The sequence below is a fragment of the Nannocystis sp. RBIL2 genome (assembly GCF_026626745.1).
Taxonomy (GTDB): domain Bacteria; phylum Myxococcota_A; class Polyangia; order Nannocystales; family Nannocystaceae; genus Nannocystis.
This window is the reverse complement of sequence record NZ_JAPNJW010000001.1, coordinates 2,410,209-2,433,203: the sequence shown is the minus strand read 5'-3', so window position 1 is coordinate 2,433,203 and position 22,995 is coordinate 2,410,209. Positions and strand designations below refer to the sequence as shown.

Here is a 22,995-nt window from a genome sequence, read left to right as displayed (position 1 = left end):
CGCGCGTCCTGCAGACGTCGTCCCTGGGCCGCTTGCGGTCGGGTAGCGTGACGCGCATGGCTCTCCGGCGCTGGCCCTTGCTCTTCGCGCTCTCCGGAACGTGCGCTGCGTTGTTGTCGGCGGAGGCGCGGGCCAACGGCAACGTCTCGCATCAGTGGATCTCGAAGACCGCGGCCGAGCTGGTGCCGGCGGAGGGGTCGCTGCGGGCGCTGGTCGGCGACCCGGCGCTGCGGCAGGCGCTGTACACGGGCACGATGTTCCCCGACTGGGGCTATACGCCGGGCGCGACGGCCGACGAGGGCGCGGCGGGCGAATCGTCGCACTGGGAGCCGGTGCAGGAGGCCTATCGCCGGTGGATCGCCGACAACTTCGCGCCGCCGTGGTCGGACGAGGCGCGGCTGCACCTGGCGTTCTACCTCGGCATGACGTCGCACGGGATCGCCGACCAGACTTATGATGCGATGTTCTTCGAGCGCTCGCGGTTCTACGAGGCGAAGGATCACTCGGAGTTCGATCAGGACTCGGACGTGATGTGGGCCGGGGCGACCGGGCCGGGCGAGGTGCCGATGGCGTGGCTGCCGACGGCACCGTTGCTGGCGCTGTTCGAATCGGTGGTCGGCAAGACGATCGACGGCGGGAGCATGGCGCAGAAGGTGGGCCTGGTCGGGTTCGCCATCCACGCGGTTTCGGCGATCGCGGCCGACCCGGAGGGGCTGGCCGACGCGGAGGCCGATTTTCCGTGGGCGGCGGCGCACGACGACGATCCGGCCGCTCCCGGCAATCCGCCCAGCGAGGCGGAGGTCGCCCGCCGCTACTGGCAGAGCAACTGGGCGCTGCTCCACGGCGAGCCGCTGCCGCGGCCGGTGCTGTGGACATTCCCGGCCGACGGCGCGAGCGGGCACGCGACCGAGGCCGCATCGATCGAGTCGTGGATCTCGATCGTGTTCCCGCGCGGGCTCGACGAGGCGGCGCTGAGCGCCGGCCAATTCCACGTGGTCGATTCGGCGGAGGTGGAGGCGCCGATCGAGATCGATCTGTTCTACGGCGACGATTCCCACGTGGTCCATGTCAAGCCGACCAGCGATCTGCTGGCCGACGAGGTCTACGTGGTGACCGTGGATCCCGGGGTGCAGACGATCCACGGCGAGTCGCTGGATGGCTGGAGCTTCACGTTCTCGACCGGGGCGATGGGCCCGCCGCCGGTGAACGACGATGGCTTCTGGGACGTGCCCGACGACTACGAGCCCGAGACCCCGGGCAGCAGCAGCGGCGAGGAGAGCGAGGGCGATGGCAGCAGCGGGACCGCCGATCCGACGAGCACGAGCACGAGCGGCGAGGCGGTGACGGGCGCGGGCGAGTCCGAGGCCGCGAGCAGCAGCAGCGGCGAGGCGACGAGCGGGACCGCGGCAGAGGACGCGGCGACGGCCGGGACGGACGCGGCCGAGAGCGGCTGCGCGTGCGCGTCGAGCCGCGAAGCGGGGCCGCTGGCGTGGCTGGTGCTGGTGCCGCTGCTGCGCCGGCGTCGCCGGATCTGACCGAATCCGTCGCCGGCGAAGACCCGACACGGTGACTCCAAACGCGCGACGAGGCGCTCGCGCATGGTCCAGACCGCCGGTCCGTGGCATGCTCTTCGGCATGCGCATACGCCTGGAATTACTGGTGGCAGGCCTTTGTTGGACGGCGTGCGGGCCGGATACCCAGGGCGAGACCGAGGGTAGTTCGGGGACGACGAGCGGCGGATCGAGCAGCTCCGGAGCGCCGACCGACGGGATGATCCCGCCCTCGGAAGACCTGCCGAATGATTCGTCCGATTACGTGGACTGTAAATGCCCCGTCGCGGGCGACACGCAGGAGTGCCAGGTCGACGGCCAGGCGGGCGCGCAGATCTGCGAGGGCGAGCCACAGCCCGAGATCTGCGGGCTCGACTGGTCGGAATGTCACGTGTGCGCGCCGGGCGAGCCGTGGCCGTGCAACTTCGTGCCCTGCGGGGGCGCCGACGGCGAATGCGGGGACAGTCAGGAGTGCAGCGAGGAGGGCTTTTGCAGGCCGCTCCCGGCGATCCCGACGTGTGAGCGCCAGCCCTTCGTGGTGTCGGAGTTCGAACTCCTCGGCAGGGCGGCCCAGGTGGAGCTGGTAGACCTCGACGGCGACGGCGCGCTCGACCTGGTGGTACTGCTCGCCGAGGACTCCCTGGTCGAGGTGGCGCTCGGCGACGGGGCCGGCGGATTTTTGCCCGGCACCACCCATTCGACCGGGCTGGAGATGTCGCATCAATCGCTGGCGATCGCCGACTTTGACAGCGACGGCTCGTTCGACCTGGCTATCGGTCGCGGGTGGGAGCCCGGGGCGATGAGCTTGCTCTTCGGCCAGGCGGCGTCGTTCGCCGAGCCGGTCGTGACGCCGACGACTCACCCTCCGATGGACCTGCGGGCCGGCGACTTCGACGGCGACGGAGACGCCGATCTGGTGGCGCTCGGCGGCTCGTACGAGGCCGAGATCGTGCTGTACCGCGGCGACGGAATGGGCGGCTTCGTGGTCGAGCCCCACGACGTGCCCGGTGACGAGTTCTTCTTCGCCGCGGTGGGGGCGGTGGCGGGCGAGCCGAGGCTCGACGTGGTGGTGACGCGCGCCTCCCCGCTGCGCGCGGAGGTCCTCGAGTACGAGCCGGAGACCGGTGTTTTTGCCACGGTGGCGACGATGCCCGGCGTCGGCGTCACGCCCTACGACGGGGTCGCGATCGGCGACATCGACGGCGACGCCGCGCTCGATGTGGTCGCCCACCGCGAAGTGGTCGGTGGCGGGCAGATTCAGACGTGGCCGCAGCTCATGCCGGGCACGGACCTCCCGGTCCAGCGGCCGATCCGCCTCGAAAGGATCGCCGACGTCGATGGCGACGGCCGCGGCGACCTGCTGGTCAATTCGTGGCACGCGTTGGCGGTCCACGTCGTCTACGTCGATGCGCCCTGCGTCCAGAGCAACGTCGGCGGGTACGCGTCGAGCCTGGCGGCAGGGGACCTCGACGGCGACGGCAAGGCGGACATCGTCGATGCCGTCGGCAACACGGTACAGATCCTGCTCACCGGGTCGTGACCCGCGCTCGGCTGAGGGCGCGGCATGTCTTTCGGGACATGCGCGCCCTCTCGCTGCACGCACGTGCGCGAACTCGCGCCGGGGCGCGTCGTGCACGTGCGCGGGTGGGGGCCGTTCGTGGTGTGTTTCGCGGCCTCAGGAGGCAAACCATGGCGATCCGGCAGGTCATCACGTTTCGCGTGCAGCGCGGCGCGGCGCAGGCGTTCATCGACGGGTTCGGCCCGATCATCGACAAGGTCCGCGGCGAGGACGGGTGCGAGCAATACGAGCTGTTCGTCGGCCACACCGACCCCGACGTGCTGGTGATGCTCGAGCGCTGGCGCGACGTCGCGGCCTTGCAAGGCGCGCTGGCGAAGCACTACAAGGGCCCGGACGACCCCTCGGTGGCATTTTTTAAATTGGTCGAGGGCCCGCCGGCGCGCGAGCGCTACGAGGTCTGAGTCGGCATGCCTGAACGAGAATGTCTGAAGAGACAGGCTCGACGAGCGCGGGCGAGCTGACCGGCGCGGACGCTCCGGCCGCCTGCGTCTGGACATGACGAGAAGGGCATGTTCGAGAGGGCATGTCCGAATGGACATGTCCGTTTTACTTCAAGCGGCCAGGATCAGCGCCGCGCCGAGGGCGATCGCGGCGGCCGCGGCGGCGCGCAGCGGGGTGACCTGCTCTTTGAGCCAGACGACGGCGATGACGGTGGCGACGAGGATGCCGGTCTCGCGCAGGGCGGACAGCGGGGCGGTCGGGCCGAGGCGGTACGCGGCGAGGGCGAGGCCGTAGGTGCCGATGCTGAGCGCGCCGGCGATCACGCCGGGGCGCCACTGCTCACGGGCGACCGCGAGGACGCCGCGGCCGCGGATGGCGGCGAACACGGAGCTGATGACGACGCCGTGGAGGACGAACAGCCAGGCGATGTAGCTCGCGCCGGACGGGGCCGCGCGCACGCCCCAGGCGTCGACGACGGTGTAGCCCGCGATGCACACGCCGGTCAGCAGCGACCAGCCGAGCGCGGCGCGGCTGAGGTGGCGACCGAGGCCCATGGCCAGCATGCCGGCGCCGATGGCGACGATGCCGACCCACTCGAGCGGCCGCGCGGGCTCGTGGAACACGCCGAGGACGACCACGGCGGTCAGCAGCGGGGCGGTCCCGCGGGCCACCGGGTAGGCGGCCGAGAAGTCGCTGACCTCGTAGGCGCGCACGAGGGCGTAGAGGTAGACGAGGTGGATCACCAGCGAGGCGACGAGCCAGCTCCAGGCGCCCGCCGGCAGCGGGACGAAGGCGAGCGCGGGCAGGACGAACGCGGCGCTGGCGGCGTCGATGAGGGCGCGGCCGACCAACTTGTCGCTGCCGGCCTTGAGGATCGCGTTGACCGTGGCATGCAGCGCGCCCGACACGAGCACGAGCGCGTAGGCGAGGTCGGTGCCGCTCACGCGGACGACGATAGTCGTTCGCGCCGGCGTCCGCCAAGCGCCGGCGCGTCGGCCGGGGCTCGCAGCACCGCGGCACCGTGAGCGTCACCACGAGCGCGCGAGGGATCCGTCGCGGCGGCGGGCGCCGCTATCTCGGCAAGCGGGGGCGCGAGCGCGGGTCCTGACGAGCGCCCGACGCTCTCCGACGGACACGCTGCGAGCGAACGGTCCTCGCCATTTTTTATGCCCGACGAATTGCGAGTGGTGCTGGACGGGGGACCGGCTGCGATCCTGGACGCGGCAGCGGTCCGTGCTCCCTTGAATTGGGGCGTCCTGGCCCAGGCCTGCGCGCGCAGGGCCTACGCCGCGGTCGCCTCGTCGCCGACGGGCCCGGCGCTCGACGTCGACGCTTCCGGTTGGGCGGAGGCCACGATCGTCTCTTATGATACGGCCGCCGCCGAGATCTCCGAGGCGTTCACGCGCCAGGGGCTCGAGTGCATCGGTCATGCGTGGCGGACGACGTGCATCCTGAACCGGGGCCTGGGCGACGGCCGAGCACGTGCGTACCTCGCCGAATCGGTGGCCTGGATCGAGGCGGGGATCGCCGCATTTCTCGGCCCCGAGTCGTTTCGCCGGCGCTTGCACGAGGACGACCTGTCCGAGAGCGGGGCCGAGGCGTTCTTGCTGCGCGAGCGACTGCAGGCGGTGGGCACGTTGTGGCGCGCCGGCGTGTTCCCGGCGGCGCTCGACGAGTGGTTCTACGCGGCCGGGATCCGCGGACCGCTCGATTAGTCGCGGGCCTGGACGGCGGCGCCGACGAGGCGCAGCAGCGTGTCGAGGTCGACCGGCTTTTGGATGCAGTCGAAGGCGCCGGCGTTGCGGCAGCGCTGCTCGGTGTCGTCGGACGCGTAGCCGGTGACGACGATGACCGGCAGGCGGGGGTCGAGCTGGCGCAGGCCCATGAGCGTGTGCAGGCCGTCGATGCCGGGCATACGCATGTCGGTGATGGCGACGTCGAAGCTGCCGCGGCGGCACAGCTCGATCGCCCGCTCACCGCTGTCGGCGACCTGCACCGTGTAGCCCTCGCTCTCGAAGAAGTCTTGCAAGATCTCGAGCATGTCGCGCTCGTCGTCGACCACCAGCACCCGCGGGAGCGCGCAGGCGTCGGTCGCTCCGCCGGCGGCGTCGACGGCGGTCACGGGGCCTCCTGGGCCAGGCGCGTCGGCTCGGGCGGCAGGGGCGGCTCGGGCGGCTCGGGCGGGACCAGCGGCAGCCACATGCGGACGGTGGTGCCGCGCCCGAGCTCGCTGTCGACGTGGATGGTGCCGCCGTGGGCCTGGACGAACTTCTGCGTCATCGGCAGGCCGAGGCCGGTGCCCTTGCCCGGGGCTTTGGTGGTGTAGAACGGTTCGAACACGTGGGGGAGGGCCTGCGGGGCGATGCCGACGCCGCTGTCGCGGATGAGGATCTCCGCGCCGTCGACGTCGTCGTCGCCGGCAGCGGCGCGCGCGTGGACCTCGATGATACCACCTCGGCTGGTGGCGTCGGCGGCGTTGCCGATCACATTCAGCAGCGCGGACTCGAGCGCGGGTCGGTGGACCACGAGGGCGGGCAGCTTCTCCGCCGCGAAGTCGGCGACGAGACGGATCCCGCGCTCGGCGGTCTCGGGGCGGGCGAGCTCCAGCAGCCACGTGAGCACGTGGCCGAGCTCGCAGCGCTCGGCGACCTGGGGCCGGCGGCGGCTGTAGGCCAGGAGCGCCTCGACCAGGCCGGCGCACCGCTGCGAGTGGCGATCGATCCGCTCGAGCGTGCGGCGGACGAACGGGTCGCGTGAGCCCCGGCGCAGCAGCATCTGCGCGCTCATGCGGATGATGGCCACCGGGTTGTTGAGCTCGTGCGAGAGGCCGGCCACGAGGGTGCCGACGGCGGCCATCTTGCTCGACTGGACCAGCTGGTCCTGGGTGTCCTTGAGGATGTGGAGGGTCTGCTCGAGCTCGTGCTTCTGGGCGACGACCTCGAGGTGGACGCGGTGCAGGCGGAGGGCCGCGCCGACGCGGGCGCGCAGCTCGGCGGGGGCGAACGGCTTGGGCAGGTAGTCGTCGGCGCCGATCTCGAGGCCGCGGACGGCCTCCTCGCGGCTGGCCTTGGCGCTGAGGACGACCACGGGGATGTCGCGCAGCTCCGGCGCGCGCTTGAGGCGGGTGACGAGCTCGTAGCCGTCCATCTCCGGCATCATGATGTCGGACACGATGACGTCGGGCCGGCGCTCGCGGATGGCCGCCAGCGCCTCGGCGCCGGTGGCCGTGAGGACGATGTCGTAATCGGGGTGCAGGACCGAGGCGATATAGGCCCGCATGTCGGCGTTGTCCTCGGCGACGATGACGCGCGGGCGGCCCGGCGCGGGCGCCGGGGATACGACGGGGACGGTGACCGCGGGGCCGACGGGCGGCGGGGGACGCGTGGGTCGCTGCGTCGGCGGGCCCAGCTGGGCCAGACGGTCGGCGTCGATCGGCAGGTCGACGACGAAGCAGGCGCCGGTCCCGAGCTCGCTGCACAGGTGGACGGCGCCGCCCATGGCCTCGGCGAACTCGCGGACGATGGCGAGGCCGAGGCCGGTGCCCTCGTGCTTGCGGCTGATCGAGCTGTCGAGCTGCTGGAAGCGCTGGAACACCCGCTCGTGCTCGTCCGGCGCGATCCCGGGGCCGGTGTCCCGGACGGACAGGCGCATGCGAGCGTCGCCGTGGCGCGCGAGCGAGACGGTGACCGTGCCGCCGGCGGGGGTGAATTTGAGGGCGTTGCCGAGGAGGTTGAGGATGATCTTCTCGAACATGCGCCGGTCGAGCGGCACGGTCCGCACGTCGCCGGCGAGCTCGTGGCGCAGGCCGATGCCGGCGCTGTGGGCGGCCGGCTCGGCGTCGAGGACGATGCCCTCGACGAGGTCGTGGACGTCGACCGGCTCCCACACGACCTTCATCTTGCCGGCCTCGAGCTTTTGATAGTCGAGGATGTCGTCGACCAGGCGGCCGAGGCGGGAGGCGTTGCGCCACGTGCGGGCGAGCGAGGCGCGGGTGCTGTCGCTGAGCGGCTCGGCCGGGTCGGCGAGCAGCGCCTCGAGCGGGCCGAGGATCAAAGTGAGCGGGGTCCGCAGCTCGTGGCTCATCACCGTGAGGAACTCGCTCTTGGCCCGCAGCGCGGCGTCGGCGGCCTCCTTGGCGCGCTGGACCTCGAGCTCGATGCGCTTGCGCTCGGTGATGTCGACGTAGATCCCGAGCAGCCCGGTGACCTCGCCGGTGTCGTCGCGGATCGGGACCTTGCTGGTGAGGATGAAGGTCTGGCGGCCGTCGGGGCGGCGCAGCGGCTCCTCGATGTCGAGGATCGGCACGCCGCTCGACATCACCCGCTCGTCCATCAGGCGGAAGAAGTCGGCCTCCTCGCGCGAGGCCCAGATGTCGTGGTCGGTCTTGCCGAGCAGCTGGTCCTCGCTGTCGAGGCCGGTGTGCTCGAGGAACTTCTGGTTGCAGCCGAGGAACCGCCGCTGGCGGTCCTTCCAGAAGATCGCCTGCGGCACGTTGGCGAGCAGGTACTTGAGGACAGCCTGCTGCGAGGCCAGCTTCTCCATCGCCCGCTCGCGCTCGGTGACGTCGAGGGCGACGCCAAGCACGCCGGTGATCTCGCCGCGGTCGCCGCGGACCGGCGAGTAGTGGACGTCGAACACGCGCCCGCGCAGCTCGCCGACGATCGTGACGGGCTGGCCGGCCAGCGCCTTGCGGATGCTGTCGAGGATCCACGGCACGTCGCGGTAGGCGTCGAAGCAGGAGCGGCCGACGTTGGTGCCCGGGGCGCGGCCGAGGAGGCTGAGGCCGTGGCCCTCGCTGAGGGTGATGATCGCGTCGGCGTCGACGGCGAACAGCACCACCGGCACGTGGTCGAGGATCGTGCGCACCACGTCGAAGTCCTTGAGCGCCGCGGGGCTCGGCTCGACCTGCCCGCGCACGAACACCCACGCGTCGGCAGCGCGGGGGACGATCCGGACCGCCACTGCGAAGCCGCGGCGGGTGGTCGCGCGCAGGCTCAGCTCGCGGCTGCCGGCGCACGCCTCCAGCAGCAGACCCTCGGGCGCGCCCACGAACAGCGACGCCAGGCCGCGCCCGATCAACGCGGTCCGCTCCGTCCCGAGCACGTGCTCGGCCGCGGGGTTGGCGGCCCTTACCCGGCCCTCGTGGGAGACGACCAACAGGCCGTCGTCGAGCAGCTCGGCCAACTCTGTCCCCGGAATCACGGCGACGACAAGGATACGTGAGCGCCGCCGGCTCCCTCGCGCCGGTCGCGAAAACGCCGTAGCCCCCCGTCATAAGCTCCGCGGGGGCTCCGCACCGGGCGCCGCGGGTTCGCCGCACCTCGCGCCGGCGCCCGGTGACGGCCGACACGGATGCGCTCGCCCGTACACGGAGCCGGCGCTCGCGCCAGCCAGGATGGCTCTTCGGGCATGTACTTCGGAGCATGTGCTGAGAGTCATGTCCCGGGGGAACGCGCGCGCGGCCTGCGGCGTGGCGCCCGCGGTGAAGTCGGTTATGCTCGCCCGCGCCATGGGAGATGTCCTCGGAGGGCTGTTGGAGCGGTCCTGGCTCGGGATCACGGGCCTGCAGTGGATGGCCGCGTCGGTGATCCTGCTGGCGATGACGCCGACGCTGATGCTCGTGCGGCGGACCTTGTGCAGGCGGGTGCGCAAGCACGCGGTGAAGACGGACTCGGACGTCGACGACGCGATCGCCGACTTGATCGAGCGCACGCGCGGGTGGTTCTTCGCGCTGCTCGGGCTGCGGCTGTCGACGCTGATGCTCGACCTGCCGGAGCGGTGGGACCATCGGGTCCACACGGCGCTGATCGTCGGCGGGATGATCCAGGGCGGGATCTGGGCCAGCACGGTGGTGCGCTACCTGGTCGACCACCGCTTCGCCCGGCACGTGCACGCCCAGGGCGCGTCGCCGCAGGTCACGCCGATCGCCCAGGCGCTGCTGCGCCTGGCCGGCCTCGTCATCGTGTGGTCGATCGTGCTGCTGGTGGCGCTGTCGGCGTTCGGCATCGACATCACGGCGCTGGTGGCCGGCCTCGGCGTCGGCGGCGTGGCGATCGCGCTGGCGGTGCAGAAGGTCCTGGGCGACATCCTCGCGTCGGTCTCGATCATCATGGACAAGCCGTTCCAGCCCGGCGACGCGATCCAGGTCGGCCAGCTCTCGGGCACGGTGCGGCGGATCGGCATGCGCAGCACGGTGCTCGCGGCCGCCGGCGGCGAGGAGCTGGTGCTGTCGAACAACGACCTGCTGTCGAGCCGGATCCAGAACTTCACCCGCATGCAGGAGCGACGGGTCGTGCTGCGCGTCGGCGTGGTCTACTCGACGCCGCAGGAGCTGCTCGAGCGGCTGCCGGAGCTGCTGCGCGCCGCCGTCGAGCGGCGCGAGCAGGTCCGCCTCGACCGCGCCGCGCTGGTCGCCCTCGGCGAATCGGCGATCGAGTACGAGGTCGTGTACTGGGTGACCACCGCCGACTATGGGGTGTTCGTCGCGCAGCATCAGATTCTGCTGCTCGAGCTGCTCCGCGACATGCGCGAGCTCGGCTACGAGTTCGCGTTCCCCAGCCGCACCCTCTACGTGGTGCCGCCGGAGGAGAGCACGTCGCCGGGTCCGAACAGTCCGGGTCCGAACAGTCCGGCGGTCGCCGCCGCGGGCTGACCCGCGCGACCAGGCCGGCGCTGCCGGCGCTCACGCGGGCCGCAGATCTCGGCGGCGAGGCAATTCCTCCCGCGTCCGGGTGCAGACAGTCTGCGCTGCGCGGGGCCCGTCTATCGTCGCGGTCAGACAGCGCGGGCGCGCGTCGATCGGCGCCCGGCGACGACGCGGGCGCGGAGCGACGGCGGCATGCGGCGATGTCGACGGATTGGCCTACATCGGCGCCGACGCCTTCGGCGACGACCTATCGTGACAGTAACCTGTCGTTTCAGACAGCGCGACAGCGGCGCTTGCGGCCGCATTCGGCCTTGTGGGCCGGTCCTGACGCGTGGCGGCGCCGGTAAGATCGATGCATGGATGCAGCTCTTCGCCGGCGCCTCGGCCTGGTCACTGTCGCATTGTCGATCGTCGCGTGTCAGGACGCGCTGCAGGATTACCCGGGCGCGCCGACGGGGGCGCAGGTCGACGAGGCCGACGAGGGCGGCGACGCGGACGACCCGCGGCACGGCGGCTGCGCCGGGCCGACCGGTCGCGCCAACGACGGCACGAAGTTGTTCGACGAGCTCGTCGGCGGGGCGCACGGAGGCTGCGATCTGCAGGCGCCGTCGACCGAGCCCGAGCCGCCCGAGCCGCCCGAGCCGCCGCCCACCCCGCCCGGGCCGTCGTTGCCGCTGTTCGTCGAGGGCTCGACGACCTTCGTGGTCCTGCCGGACACCCAGTACTACTCGCTGCGGTTCCCCGGGGTGTTCTCGAGCCAGACGAAGTGGATCGCCCGCAACGCGATCGATCGCAACATCGCCTACGTGTTCCACCTCGGCGACCTCGTGCATTACAACAAGGAGTCGGAGTGGAAGCGGGCCAGCGCGGCGATGGCGGAGCTCGACGGGATCGTGCCGTACGGGCTCGTGACCGGCAACCACGACTACGGCCCGTCGGGCGACGCCTCGACCCGCGAGACGCTCTTCAACCAATGGTTCTCGTTCGACGACACCGAGCTGATGCCGAGCTTCGGCGGCGCGTTCGAGGCGGGCAAGCTCGACAACAGCTTCCACCTGTTCGACGCCGGCGGGCACTCGTGGGTCGCCCTGCTGCTCGAGTGGGGCCCGCGCGACGAGGTCGTGGAGTGGGCCAACGACGTGATGGGGCTGTACGCCGATCGCCTGGGGATCCTCGTCACCCACGCGTACCTCAACCACAACGACCGGCGCTACGACCACGACGACGACATCTACCCGCAGGCCTACAACCCGCACTGGTACGGCACCCCGGGCGGGGTCAACGACGGCGAGGAGCTGTGGCAGAAGCTGGTCCGGCAGCACCGCTTCGTCCTCACCCTGAGCGGTCACGTGCTCGGCGACGGCACCGGCTACCTGGCCAGCGTCGACGACCACGGCCGGGTGGTCCACCAGATGCTCTCCAACTATCAGCACCGCGAGCTCGGCGGCGAGGGCTACCTGCGGCTGCTCGAGCTCGAGCCCGACGGGCGGACGATGCACGTGCGGACGTACTCGCCGTGGTACGATCAGTACCTCACCGCCGCCGACCAGGACTTCACGATCGAGCTCGACGTCGGCTGACGCGCGGCCCAGAAACGGCGGCGGGGCACCGCCGATCCGCCGCGCGGACGACGATGCCCCGGGCGCGCGGGACGAGGCTCAGTTCTTGCCGAAGTCCTGCGTCCAGTAATGCTTGTAGGTGGCGCCGGCGGCGTAATAGTAGCCGACGCCGAGGTGCTTGTAATTGCCGTTCATGATGTTGTTGCAGTGGCCGGTGCTGGTCATCCAGCCGGCGACGACCTGGGCGGCGGTCGAGTAGCCGGCGGCGATGTTCTCGCCGGCGGCCTTCCACACGTAGCCGGCGGCGGTGATCCGCTGGGAGAAGGCCGAGCCGTTCGAGCCGGTGTGGCTGAAGAAGTTGTTGACGCCCATGTCCTTGGAATGGTTACGGGCGGCGCAGCGGAGCTGGGCCTGGGCAGTGACCGCCGGGACGGGCGGCTTGCTGACGCCGCCACAGACGGCCCCGGCGGCGCGCTTCTGATTGACGAGGGTGAGCACCTGGTCCTCGAACGTGGCCCAGGCCGGGTCCCAGCCGGCGTCGCTGCAGGCGAACGACGGGTCGACCGCGTCGGTCAGCTCCTCGATGCCGAGATCCTCCATTTGGGTCGAATCGAGGCCGATGCCCACGACGCCCTCGCCGATGGCGGTCGCGGTTTCGTCGTCGACGTCGCAGGCGACGGGGGCGAGGAGGGCGAGGAGGGCGAGAATGCGCGAGGTGTTGTTCATGCTTGCATCTATATCATCACTGCCGCGATCGTCGGCGCGCATGTGCGGAGCGGCGCGGGCGTGAGCGCGCCCCGGCGATCGCGCGGGCCGCAGAACGCTGGTTATGGCGAGATTTTTGGAGATTATGGTTCAAGGGACATATGTCTATTGGCCGCGTGCGGTGTGGTGAGGCCGCGAGGCAACGCGTGAGGACCGGGCGGCCCAGCCCCGATGTCGCACCCATGCGAGGCACGGTCTCCCACTCGCGCGCACCTGTGATTTGCAATGCGCGTGTCGGCTCGTGTCCTTCCATTCGAATCGCATCAGGCCGGCGACCGTGCGCCGCGCTCGCGGAGCCAGGCCACGAGCTCGTGGGCGCCGCTGCGTCTCGCGGCGCCCAGCGGGGTCAGGCCGTCGTGGCCGATCCACTCGAGGTCGCCGCCGTGGGCCACGAGCAGCTCGGCGGTGTGACGCTGGCCGCCGTGGCAGGCGCACCACAAGGCGTTCGTGATCTCGGCCGCAGGCGGCCGGGCCGCGAGCGCCGCCTCGACCTGCGCCGACAGGCCCAGGGCTGCGGCCTGCCACAGCGAGGCCCGAGCGCCGCGCTCGATCAGGCGGCGCGCGGCTCGCCACTGGCCGAACGCCACCGCGTCGGCCAGCGGCGTGCCGCCGCCGATCACTGCGCCCGGGGCTTCGATGTCGGCGCCGGCGTCGAGCAGCGCGTCGAGGGCCGCGACGTCGTCCGCGCTGGCGGCCCAGTGCAGCGGCGTCTCTTGGTGGGCGCCGCCGCTGAACCGGGCGTGCACGTCGGCGCCGGCGGCGACGAGGGTGCGGACGAGCGCGGCTGCGTTGGGAACGTTCGCCGGCCAGTCGGTCGCGAGGTGCAGGAGGCTGCGGGCGCTGCCGTCGGCGCTCACGAGCTCCGCGGTCGCCAGATCGTCGTCGTCGCCGAGCAACCGTTCGAGGGTGGCGAGGTCGCCGCGGCGGATGGCGCTCGTGATCGCGTCGGCGAGCGGCTGGCCTTGCACGAGTCTGCGGGGCATGGCGGCGATCGTACCAGGCCAAGCGGCGATTCGGAATCAGCAGCTCGCAGCGATGGCCAGACTACTGACTTTTACGACGAGGGGGCGCGCGGTGAGCCTGCAATGTTTGCCGGGGCGGGTCGGCAGAGCCCGCTGCTTCTTTTGCGGTGAAGGTCGAATCGTGTGTGACTGCAGGGCCCACTCGCTGTATACGGACCTGTACTCGCCACGGGGCCTTCATGAAGAAACTCTGGACCGTGTTCGTGCTCGTCATCGTCCTCTCGTTCGGCGTCCTCGGCTGGGTCGGTGTCCGCATCTATCAACAGGCGCCGCCGATCCCCCGGCAGGTCGTGACGCCTGACGGCGCGGAGGTCATCGACGCGGGGGCGATCGAGCGCGGGCAGAACGTGTGGCAGGCGCTGGGGGGCATGCAGATCGGCTCGGTGTGGGGGCACGGCAGCTACGTCGCGCCGGACTGGAGCGCAGATTGGCTGCACCGGGAGGCGATTTACATCCTCGACGCGTGGGCCCGGGACGAGGGCGGCCAGAGCTATGCCGCGCTGCCGGACGAACGACGCGCGGCCCTCCGCTCGCGCCTGCAGGCCAGCATCCGCCCCAACGGTCACGACGACACGAGCGGCGTCCTGACGATCGAGCCCGTCCGTGCGCGCGCCTTCGCTGCCAACGCCGCGCACCTCGCCGAGGTGTTCGGCCGCGGCCGCGAGGACTATGCGATCCCGGCCGGCACGCTCACCGATCCCGGCGCGCAGCGAGATCTGGCCGCCTTCGTGTTCTGGTCGGCGTGGGCGAGCACCACCCTGCGGCCGGGTGACACTGTGACGTATACGAACAATTGGCCGCACGAACCGCTGGTCGGCAACACCATCACGGGGGACGCGCTCGTGTGGACCGGCGTGTCGGTGATCCTCCTGCTCGCGGGGATCGGCGCGATGGCGTGGTGGCACTCCGCGCGGCCGCCGGAGCCGCTCCCCGAGGCCACGCCGGAGTCCGATCCGCTGATCGGCGCCATGACGACGCCGTCGCAGCGGGCCACCGTGAAATACTTCTGGGTCGTGTCGGCGCTGATCCTCGTGCAGATCCTCCTCGGCGTGATCGCGGCGCACTACGGCGTCGAGGGCGACGGGTTTTATGGCATCCCGCTGTCCCAGGTGCTCCCGTACGTCCTGGCGCGCACGTGGCACACCCAGCTCGGGGTGCTGTGGATCGCCACGGCCTGGCTCGCCGCCGGGCTGTACATCGCCCCGGTGATCGGCGGCGCCGAGCCCCGCGGCCAGCGCGTCGGCGTCGACGTGCTGTTCGGCGCGCTCCTGCTGGTCGTCGTCGGCTCGATGGTCGGCCAGTGGCTGAGCGTGATGCAGAAGCTCGGGACCGGCGACGCGTGGTTTTACTTCGGCCACAGCGGCTACGAGTACATCGAGCTCGGCCGCGCGTTCCAGATCGGCCTGTTCGTCGGCCTGCTGCTGTGGCTCGGTCTGGTGGCCCGGGCGATCGGGCCGGCGCTGCGGCGGCGCGACGAGCAGCGACCGATCCTCGTGCTGTTCACGGTCGCCTCCGTGGCGATCGCCGGGTTTTACGGCGCCGCCTTGGCGTACGGCAAGCACACGAACCTGGCGATCGCGGAGTACTGGCGCTGGTGGGTGGTGCACCTGTGGGTCGAGGGCTTCTTCGAGGTGTTCGCCACGGTGGTGATCACGTTCCTGTTCGCGCGCCTCGGGCTCGTGCGCCTCGCCACGGCCGGGCGGTCCGTGCTGCTGGCGTCGACGATCTTCCTGTCCGGGGGCATCATCGGGACGCTGCATCACCTCTACTTCTCCGGCACGCCGACGTTCGTGCTGGCGCTCGGGTCGGTGTTCAGCGCGCTCGAGGTCGTGCCATTGATGTTCGTCGGCTTCGAGGCGTGGGAGAACCTGCGCCTGTCGCGGGCGAGGCCGTGGGTCCAGGCCTACAAGTGGCCGATCTACTTCTTCATCGCGGTCGCGTTCTGGAACACGATCGGCGCCGGCCTGTTCGGCTTCATGATCAATCCCCCGGTCGCGCTCTACTACATGCAGGGCCTCAACACCACGCCGGTGCACGGCCACACCGCGCTGTTCGGCGTCTACGGCATGCTCGGCATCGGCTTGATGTTGTTCTGCCTGCGCGCGCTCAGGCCCGGGCTCGCGTGGCGCGAGGGGTGGATCGCGGCGGCGTTCTGGGCGATAAACGGCGGGCTGGCGGCGATGGTGATGTTGAGCCTGTTGCCGATCGGCCTGCTGCAGACCCAGGCCGCGGTCGACGTCGGGTACTGGTACGCCCGCAGCTCGGAGTTCCTGCAGACTGGCGTGATGGACGTGCTCCGCTGGCTGCGGATCGTCGGCGACACCGTGTTCGCGCTCGGTGCAGTGACTCTGGTCGCGTTCGTCGGGGCGCTCGCCACCGGCCACGCCTATCGCCGGCCCTGACGCCAGGGCCAGCCGCGTGCGCGCGATTCTGCGACAGTCGCGAACGCGGAGATCACCGTCTCGAGAGGATTCTTGTAGTTCTCCGCCGAACCAGCCTCGAGATGCACATCGACGTAGTCGATTCTTTCTGTCCCGGTCGGGAGGGCTTGCCCGCGACTCGGTCGCCGATCGGCGCTCGCGGTGGGCGTTCGGGCGGCGCTCAATCGAAATTGTAAGGGCGCGAGATCTTGAGAGTCCCGCCGGGGAATGGCTTGACGGTCAACTCGCGGAGGGCCGCTTCGACTTGCGCCTGATGCCGGGTCCCCTCGAGGTTGCGCACGCGTAGCGCCTGCACCGCGCCTTCGGACGAGACTTCGAGGGTGATCTCGACGTGGCTGACATAACGGCGCAGCTCCAGTCGTTGCACGAGCTGCGACATCGCCTGCTCGAGCTGGCGCTGTCGGGCCTTGCGGACCGACGTCGACGACGGCCCCGACGCCGGCACAGGTGAGTCGAGGGGGGCGACGCTCGCTAGCGCCAGCGGTGCGCCCTCGGGCTCCATCTCCGGCGCTGGCGCGTCCGCGCGGGTGACCGACTCGCACTGGACGATCGTCGTCGTCGGCGGCTCATCCATGTCACAGCGGCCCTCGTCGACCTCGGGCATGCGCTGCACCGTCGTCGGTGGAGCCGCCGCGCTGTCCTCGTGCCTCGGCTTCGCTTCGGACGGCAGGGTTGCCCAGGCTACCGCGGTCGCACCCGAGAGCAACACCGCTGCTCCCAGGGCCCGGCGACGCCGGCCGGGGCGGGGCTGTGAAACGGTGCTCGCATTCGGGTCGGCCATCCGAATCACCGGGAGCGACAGGGACACGGCGGCGGGCTCGGGCTGGTGCTGCGGGCTGGGCAGGAGCGACGACTGGCTGGCGCTGGCAGGCTCCGGAAGGACCTCCTGGGGGGTGGTGGCCGAGCACGCTCGGAGCGCCGCTGCCAGCTCTCGCATCCCTTCGTAGCGGTCGTCTCGGCGCCAGGCGAGCGCGCGCCGGACCACGAGCTCGGCCGCTGCCGGGCAATCCAGCCGCTCGGCGACCGAGGCCATCGTCGGCGGCTCCATGCCGTTCAGTCGGGTCACGAACTCGAAGGGGCTTGCCCTGCCGAAGGGCAGGCGCCCCGTGAGCAGCTCGAACATCATCGCGCCCACGGCGTACACGTCGGCGCGCGCGTCGATGTCATCGCCGATGCACTGCTCGACCGGCATGTAACCTGGCGTCCCGCAGATCTGGCCGAATGCGGTCGAGTGGGCCTTGTCGCCCGCGCGATCGACGGGCCTCGAGACACCGAAGTCGAGGATCTTGAGCCGGCCGTTGTGCGCGAGCTCGAAGCAATTGGCGGGCTTCAAGTCGCGATGGACCAGGCCGCACTCATGGGCACGCTGCATGCCGTCGCACACTTGCAGCAAGAGCGCCTGCACGCGCCTCCAAGGCAGCCGGCCCTCCCGCTGCAACAACGCCGAGAGATCCTCACCGACCAGCAGTTCGGTCACCAGGTACGGTTCCGCCGCCTCCGGCTGCATGTCGATGAGCTCGACGATGTTGTCGTGCCGGGCCAGCGCCAGATACTTGGCCTCGCGTTGGAGTCGGCGAACGAACGCGAGATTGGCACAAAGTTCGGGGCGCAGGAATTTCACGGCGAGCGCCGCCTCTGTTTGCACGTGACGGGCCCGGTAAACGAGTCCCATGCCGCCCTCCGCGAGCCGTTCCACCAGCTCATAGCGGCGGTCCAGCACCCGACCGATGTTCCGATCCCAGCTCACCCCCCGGTCATGTTACCAGGCCCGAAGCGGGACAACCAGGAAATTTGCCAAGAGCCATCGCGGCTATCCAGTGCCGTTATGGTAATTTACCATACAAAAAGATCTGAGAAAGCACCCTCGCAATCGCCTGGATCTTGCCGTCGATCGGCCGTATCTTGGCCGCCTTTTGATGAAGCTCCTGATCGTGTGCTGCAGCGCCAGCCTCGGCAGCGCATCGGTTGCGCAGCCGATGCGCGAGTGTCCTCCTGGTGCCTCGGCGCTCGAGGCCCGGGCGCGCGAGTCCCGTGCCAATGCCGAGCACGCCGCCGGCAATTATGGGTCCGCCGGCGCGCTGTATGATGAATCTGCGCAGGAATATGCGGAGTGCGACAAATATCATTTGCGTCGCATGACCGCGATCGAGCGGTCGACGCGGGCCTACGAACGTGCTCACGATGCGGCGCTGCAGGCTGGCGACCACGCCGCGGCGCACGCCGCTTTGACGCGCGCCATCGTGGTCGTCATTCGCTACCTGGACACGCTCGAGCACGCGTACCCGGGCGTCGCCGAACACACGGAGGGGCACCAAGCTCTCTACGCCCGCCTCGTCGAGCTGAGGACGCGACGAGCCCCGGGGGAGAGGGCGGCCATGATGCCGCCGTCGCCCCGGTTGGGCCCCGCATCCTCCGGGGACGCGCTCGAGCCGGCCTCGGATGAAGCGGCCGTCGTGGAGACGCCGACCCAGACGCAGCCCGTCGACATGGAGATCACGTCGCCGAAGCCTGCCGACCCCGAGCAGGAGCCCGGCCGCGAGATGCCCCGCTGGCGCGGCCTCGCGGCGGGCGGGGCCATCAGCCTCGCAGCCAGCATCGGCGCCTTCACCGTCATGGCTGTCAATATCGTCCGCATCCGCTCGCTCGAGCGCGAGTACGTCTCCCATCAATGTCAGCCCGGCGCCGGGCGCGATCCGTGCGCCACCGTCGACGAAGACGGCAAGCGGGCGAACCGTCTCGCCCTCACCGGCCTCGTCACTGGGCCTCTCTTGCTCGGCACAGGTATCGCTCTCGTCATCCTGGCGGCCCGCCAGCGCCACGCCGCGCCCCGGCTCCGTCCCTCCATCGGCCCGACCAGCGTCGGGCTCACGTGGGTGGGCCGGTTTTGAGTGCTCGCCGCATGCGCTGTCATGTTGCGCCTCACGCCACGAACAACGCTCCAGCGAGCGTCTCGCGCGCATCGCCGGGGGCGACCGCGAGCGCCGCGTCTTCACGTTTGATCGAGCACCCTGTCTTCGGGGTGGAGTACCAGCTCGACGTTACCTTTGCCGTCGAGCGCCACCACATCCTCGCGGACTTCGCCCTCCTTGAGACGCGCCCGGAGCCGCGCCATCGTCGCGTCGAAGTTCTTGCGAAGCAAGATGCGGTCCATCTCTCGACCCCATACTTCGCCCGCCAGCACGTCCCACGACACTGGACCGCCGCCGAAGCGGACCAACTCGCTGGTCAGCTCGGACGGCTTGCCATGGACGATCAGCGTACGGCCGCCCTGCTGGACATGAAGCGAGGTGTAGCGGGCGATCAGCACCAGCGGACGCAGCGAGCTCGGCCCCTCGACGTCGCGATTGGCCAGGGTGTCGGACGTGCTGGTCAGGGGCAGCTCGACCAACCACAGCGGGCAGCCGGCCACCTGCCATTTGCGCCCGGGCACCAGTTCTTCGGCCGCGCCGTCGGCCTGGCGGATCCACAATGTATTGGCGCTGTACCACACGTGGGCCGGCGCACCGTCGACATAGTCGGGCACCAGGCGCACCGTCGCTCGTCCCTGGCTCGTCCCCGGTAATAGCGAGTAGGTCGCCGCCCCGAGCTCCACCGTGCCCTGTTCGGTCCCACAGAGCACCAGCATGACCGGCGGGATCTGGACATCCTCCACGAACATCTCGATCCCGGATGCCAGCTCGATCTGCGTCCCGGGCTCGAGCGGCGCCGGGTCCACGGTCTTGCCGGCCACGCGCAGCGGGCCGCGCAGCGACAGCAGTTTGAGCGCGTTCCCGCGCAGGCTGACGAGCGCGTGTGCCTCGGAGACGCGGGGGTCGACGATGTGAATGTCGGCAGTCGGCAGGCGGCCGACGAAGCTCCCCGGATGTACGGTGACGACGACCTGGTTGAGCGGGACGTAGATCCGGGCCGAGGGGAACTGCATGACGAGCGCTCTTACCCCGCAGGCGGCACGACTTCAAGCCGGGTATCCCACGTCGATCCCACGCGCTCGGGTTGAGACCGGCGTGTGGTGCGTGGGCCGCCGTCATTCATTAGAAGGGTTCATGACGCTGCCGAGAGCGACGGATGTTCCTTCGCATCGGCGCCGCTTCTCCCCTGTATCGAAGGATCGATCGACGTCATGAAGAACCTTTCCTCAATCTCCCTCGCCCTCCTCGCCGGGGCCCTGACCTTCGGCGCGTGTGACACCGAACCGACGCCCGACGGCGAGCTCATCGCCGAGGAAAGCGACTCGGACGCGCTCACGCCCGCGGCGCTAGGGTTCGGCGACGAGTGGGTCGCCGTCGAGCCTGGCCTGTGGGCCAGCTGGGACGAGCTCGGCAACAAGAAGTTCCTCGGCCTGGGCGAGGCCGGCAAGGCCCACGCGATCGCCAGCCTGATCTCCGTGGCCGAGGAGCTCGAGTCGAACCTGTCCGTCAAGGACAGCGACGACGCCCGCGCCAAGCTGGCGGAGCTGCATGACTACATCACCGACATCCAGGCGAGCTCGAGCGGCGAGGCGGCGGCGGACGAGCTCGAGTTCCGCTGCTCGTTCGACATCAGCGGCTTCGTGGACGCCCATCCGGTCGCCTGCGGCGCGGCGGCCGTCGCTTCGGCCTCGTTCTCGCACCCCTGCGGCTCGCAGAAGGCCTACGTCAAGACCTTCGCGTCGGCGTCCTGCGAGTACGACACCAAGACGCACACGTGTGGGCCGTTGCGCGGCGACCCGGTGTCGTGCAGTTCGTTCGTCTCCGACACCGGCAATGCGCCTTGCAGCTCGTACGCGATCGCGCAGATCTACGACGCGCCGGGTGTGAACGTGTACCTGTACGACCACAACTCGCAGCGCGGCGCTTGCGGCACTCCGACCACGAGCGGCTCGACCTCGTTCAACCCGACGGGCGGCGGCGGCTGCAACGGGCTGTACGTCCAGTGCGATCCCCTCTGAGCGCGAAACGTCGCGCTGGATGAGGATCGCCGAGCCGGGATGATGCTGCGTGGGCCCGGCTCGAGGAGCCGGAAGCGCTCGAGACCCCTGGGAGCGCGCAGTCCTACTGTCGCTCGGGGCAGGGGGTTGAGCCGGTGTCCGGGTCCTCGAGCTGCTTCGGGGCGAGCGGGAGAGGAATGCACACATGTCTTTTTCGGCAGGTGCGTGCATTCCTCGCCGGCGACGAATCAGGGCAGGGCGACGAGCAGGGGCACTGCGCTGTTGGTGGCGTTGCCGGAGTCGCCCTTGCCGAGCTGGCCGAACGAGTTGAGGCCGAAGGCCCAGACGCCGCCGTTCTCGTCGAGGATCACGGAGTGGGCCAGGCCGGCGGAGATCGCCCGCACGGGGGGCAGGCCGGGGACCAGGGTGGGCGCGGGGCGGTCGGCGGTGTCGCCGAGGCCGAGCTGGCCGGAGAAGTTCTGGCCCCAGGCCCACAGCGCGGCGTCGCCGGCGAGGCCGAGCGAGAGGTTGCCGGAGGCGGCGACGGTCAGGACGTCGGCGAACTCGGGGACGGCGACCGGCAGCAATTCGTTGTCGGCGTTCAGGCCGTCGCCGAGCTGGCCGGACACGTTGAGGCCGCAGGCGGCCAGGCTGCCCAGCGGGGCGACTGCGAGGGTGTGGGCCTTGCCGGCGGCGACGGCGACTGCGTCGACCATCGAGATGGCCTTCGGGACAGGCGAGTCGACGGTCATGCCGTCGCCAAGCTGGCCGTCGGTGTTGTTGCCCCACGCCCACACCGCGCCGGTGCCGTCGACCGCGAGCGAGTAGGTGCCGCCGGCGGCGATGGCGACGATGTCCTCGAGGCCAGGTACGACTGCGGGCAGCGAGTCGCCGTCGCGGCCGAGCTGGCCGGCGTTGTTGAGACCGAACGACCACACCTGGCCGTCCTCGGTGAGCGCGAGGCTGTGGCGCTGGCCGGCGGCGACGAGCACGACCTCGGGCAGGTCGAGGAGCGCCGGGGTCGAGACGTCGGCGCCGGGCGCCTGGCCGAGCTGGCCCTCGTCGTTGCGGCCCCACACCACGACCGCGCCGGCCTCGGTGACCGCCAGCGAGTGGTTGAGGTTGGCCGACAGCGAGACCGCGTCGTCGAGGCCGAGCGCGGCGGTCGGGACGAGGCGGTCGACGAGGTCGCCGACGCCGAGCTGGCCCTCGTTGTTGCGGCCGAAGCCCCAGGCGCCATTGTTTACGAGCGCGAGCGAGTGGGCGCCGCCTGCAGCCACCGGGACGCCGAGGTGGACATGACGCACGCTGCTGCCGCTGTTGTCAGCGGCGTCGCGGGCGACGATCTCGATGGTGTTCCAGCCGCGCCGCAGCCGGAGGTCGGCGCTGAACTCGAGGACAGGTCCAGGGACGATCGAGAGGGCCACGGGGGCCTCGCCGTTGACGACGAGGTCGACTGCGACGACCTCGGTGTCGTCGCTGGCCTGGCCGGTGACGACGAGCCGGCGGCTGGCGAGGTGGACGTTGTCGAAGGGACGGGCGAGGAGGACGACTGGCGGGGTGTCGTCGACGGCGCCGGTGGTGGTGGTGTCGAGCGTGGTGGTGGTGTCGGCGGTGGTGCTCGTCGTCGTGTCGCTGGTGGTGGTGTCGCTCGTGGTGCTGGTGGTGTCGAGCGTGGTGCTGGTGGTGTCGAGGGTGGTGGTGCCGGGGGTGGCGCTGGTGGTGACGTCGATGGTGGTGGAGGTGATCGGCTCGGTGGTGCCGGTCTCCGAATCGGTCGACTCGGTGGTGGTCGAGGTGGTGGTGGGAATCGCGGTGGTCGGCGCCGCGGTCGGGTCGTCGGTGGTGGTGCCGGTGGTGGTGTCGGCGGTGTCGCTCGCGCTGGTGGTCCCGTCGTCGCCGCAAGCGGCGTGCGAGAGGACGGCGGTGAGGAGGATGGAGGTCGAATGACGAGCGATCATGAAGGTGCCTCGAAGGTGCGCGGTTTCGCGTCGCCCGTGTTGATAACAGTTTTCAAAAAGTTGGGTCAACCGGCCTCGCCGGCGTCAAAAGGGCCGGAAGGTGTGAGGTAGGATCAACTTTGGCT

General features: G+C 70.6%; 17 protein-coding genes. 9 read left to right on the top strand and 8 right to left on the bottom strand.

Going from position 1 to position 22,995, the window contains the following annotated elements:
• Nucleotides 1-56 precede the first annotated feature (56 nt).
• From OV090_RS09445 to OV090_RS09435, 3 genes are all read left to right on the top strand, one after another.
• Complete coding sequence (locus OV090_RS09445; RefSeq protein ID WP_267703223.1) at nt 57-1,535, top strand: Ig-like domain-containing protein; 1,479 nt, start codon at nt 57-59, stop codon at nt 1,533-1,535.
• Between the two features lie 100 nt (nt 1,536-1,635).
• The gene (locus tag OV090_RS09440) at nt 1,636-3,090 is read left to right on the top strand and encodes a VCBS repeat-containing protein (RefSeq protein ID WP_267703222.1); all 1,455 of its coding nucleotides are present in this window, start codon (nt 1,636-1,638) and stop codon (nt 3,088-3,090) included.
• A 149-nt stretch (nt 3,091-3,239) separates the two neighbouring features.
• Nucleotides 3,240-3,530 (top strand): putative quinol monooxygenase, encoded by a 291-nt coding sequence (locus OV090_RS09435; RefSeq protein WP_267703221.1) that lies wholly within the window; start codon nt 3,240-3,242, stop codon nt 3,528-3,530.
• 150 nt (nt 3,531-3,680) lie between these two features.
• Here OV090_RS09435 and OV090_RS09430 read toward each other — a convergent pair whose 3' ends face one another.
• A complete protein-coding gene (locus tag OV090_RS09430; RefSeq protein ID WP_267703220.1) occupies nt 3,681-4,514 on the bottom strand; it encodes a DMT family transporter in 834 nt (277 codons plus the stop codon).
• A 297-nt stretch (nt 4,515-4,811) separates the two neighbouring features.
• Between OV090_RS09430 and OV090_RS09425 the strand changes: the two genes are divergently transcribed.
• A complete protein-coding gene (locus tag OV090_RS09425) occupies nt 4,812-5,285 on the top strand; it encodes a hypothetical protein (protein WP_267703219.1) in 474 nt (157 codons plus the stop codon).
• Here the strand turns inward: OV090_RS09425 and OV090_RS09420 are convergent.
• Both OV090_RS09420 and OV090_RS09415 read right to left on the bottom strand, forming a co-directional pair.
• Complete coding sequence (locus OV090_RS09420; protein WP_267703218.1) at nt 5,282-5,692, bottom strand: response regulator; 411 nt, start codon at nt 5,690-5,692, stop codon at nt 5,282-5,284. The genes OV090_RS09425 and OV090_RS09420 overlap by 4 nt on opposite strands.
• The gene (locus OV090_RS09415) at nt 5,689-8,772 is read right to left on the bottom strand and encodes an ATP-binding protein (protein ID WP_267703216.1); all 3,084 of its coding nucleotides are present in this window, start codon (nt 8,770-8,772) and stop codon (nt 5,689-5,691) included. The genes OV090_RS09420 and OV090_RS09415 overlap by 4 nt, the downstream gene beginning before the upstream one ends.
• Nucleotides 8,773-9,007: 235 nt before the next feature.
• Between OV090_RS09415 and OV090_RS09410 the strand changes: the two genes are divergently transcribed.
• Nucleotides 9,008-10,222: a mechanosensitive ion channel family protein gene (locus OV090_RS09410; RefSeq protein ID WP_267703214.1), complete on the top strand. Its 1,215-nt coding sequence runs from the start codon at nt 9,008-9,010 to the stop codon at nt 10,220-10,222.
• A gap of 350 nt (nt 10,223-10,572) precedes the next feature.
• Nucleotides 10,573-11,796, top strand: a complete 1,224-nt coding sequence (locus OV090_RS09405; protein WP_267703213.1) for a metallophosphoesterase — start codon at nt 10,573-10,575, stop codon at nt 11,794-11,796.
• A 78-nt stretch (nt 11,797-11,874) separates the two neighbouring features.
• Here the strand turns inward: OV090_RS09405 and OV090_RS09400 are convergent, their stop codons facing one another.
• Both OV090_RS09400 and OV090_RS09395 read right to left on the bottom strand, forming a co-directional pair.
• A complete protein-coding gene (locus OV090_RS09400; protein WP_267703211.1) occupies nt 11,875-12,501 on the bottom strand; it encodes a CAP domain-containing protein in 627 nt (208 codons plus the stop codon).
• Nucleotides 12,502-12,803: 302 nt separating this feature from the next.
• Entirely contained in the window at nt 12,804-13,523 is a 720-nt protein-coding gene (locus tag OV090_RS09395; RefSeq protein WP_267703210.1) for an ankyrin repeat domain-containing protein, read from the bottom strand.
• 218 nt (nt 13,524-13,741) lie between these two features.
• On the opposite strand from OV090_RS09395, the gene OV090_RS09390 reads away from it, so the two are divergent.
• The gene (locus tag OV090_RS09390; RefSeq protein WP_267703209.1) at nt 13,742-15,964 is read left to right on the top strand and encodes a nitric-oxide reductase large subunit; all 2,223 of its coding nucleotides are present in this window, start codon (nt 13,742-13,744) and stop codon (nt 15,962-15,964) included.
• A 199-nt stretch (nt 15,965-16,163) separates the two neighbouring features.
• Here the strand turns inward: OV090_RS09390 and OV090_RS09385 are convergent, their stop codons facing one another.
• Nucleotides 16,164-17,750, bottom strand: a complete 1,587-nt coding sequence (locus tag OV090_RS09385) for a serine/threonine protein kinase (protein ID WP_267703208.1) — start codon at nt 17,748-17,750, stop codon at nt 16,164-16,166.
• Between the two features lie 169 nt (nt 17,751-17,919).
• Here OV090_RS09385 and OV090_RS09380 point away from each other — a divergent pair, with 169 nt between their 5' ends.
• Complete coding sequence (locus OV090_RS09380) at nt 17,920-18,891, top strand: hypothetical protein (RefSeq protein ID WP_267703207.1); 972 nt, start codon at nt 17,920-17,922, stop codon at nt 18,889-18,891.
• Nucleotides 18,892-18,992: 101 nt separating this feature from the next.
• Here OV090_RS09380 and OV090_RS09375 read toward each other — a convergent pair whose 3' ends face one another.
• Nucleotides 18,993-19,925, bottom strand: coding sequence for an FHA domain-containing protein (locus OV090_RS09375; protein WP_267703206.1), 933 nt, complete (start codon nt 19,923-19,925; stop codon nt 18,993-18,995).
• A gap of 198 nt (nt 19,926-20,123) precedes the next feature.
• On the opposite strand from OV090_RS09375, the gene OV090_RS09370 reads away from it, so the two are divergent.
• The gene (locus OV090_RS09370; protein ID WP_267703205.1) at nt 20,124-20,930 is read left to right on the top strand and encodes a hypothetical protein; all 807 of its coding nucleotides are present in this window, start codon (nt 20,124-20,126) and stop codon (nt 20,928-20,930) included.
• A gap of 227 nt (nt 20,931-21,157) precedes the next feature.
• On the opposite strand, the gene OV090_RS09365 is transcribed toward OV090_RS09370, so the two are convergent.
• On the bottom strand, nt 21,158-22,870 hold the full coding sequence (locus tag OV090_RS09365) for an RCC1 domain-containing protein (protein ID WP_267703204.1): 1,713 nt from the start codon (nt 22,868-22,870) through the stop codon (nt 21,158-21,160).
• Between the last annotated feature and the right edge of the window lie 125 nt (nt 22,871-22,995).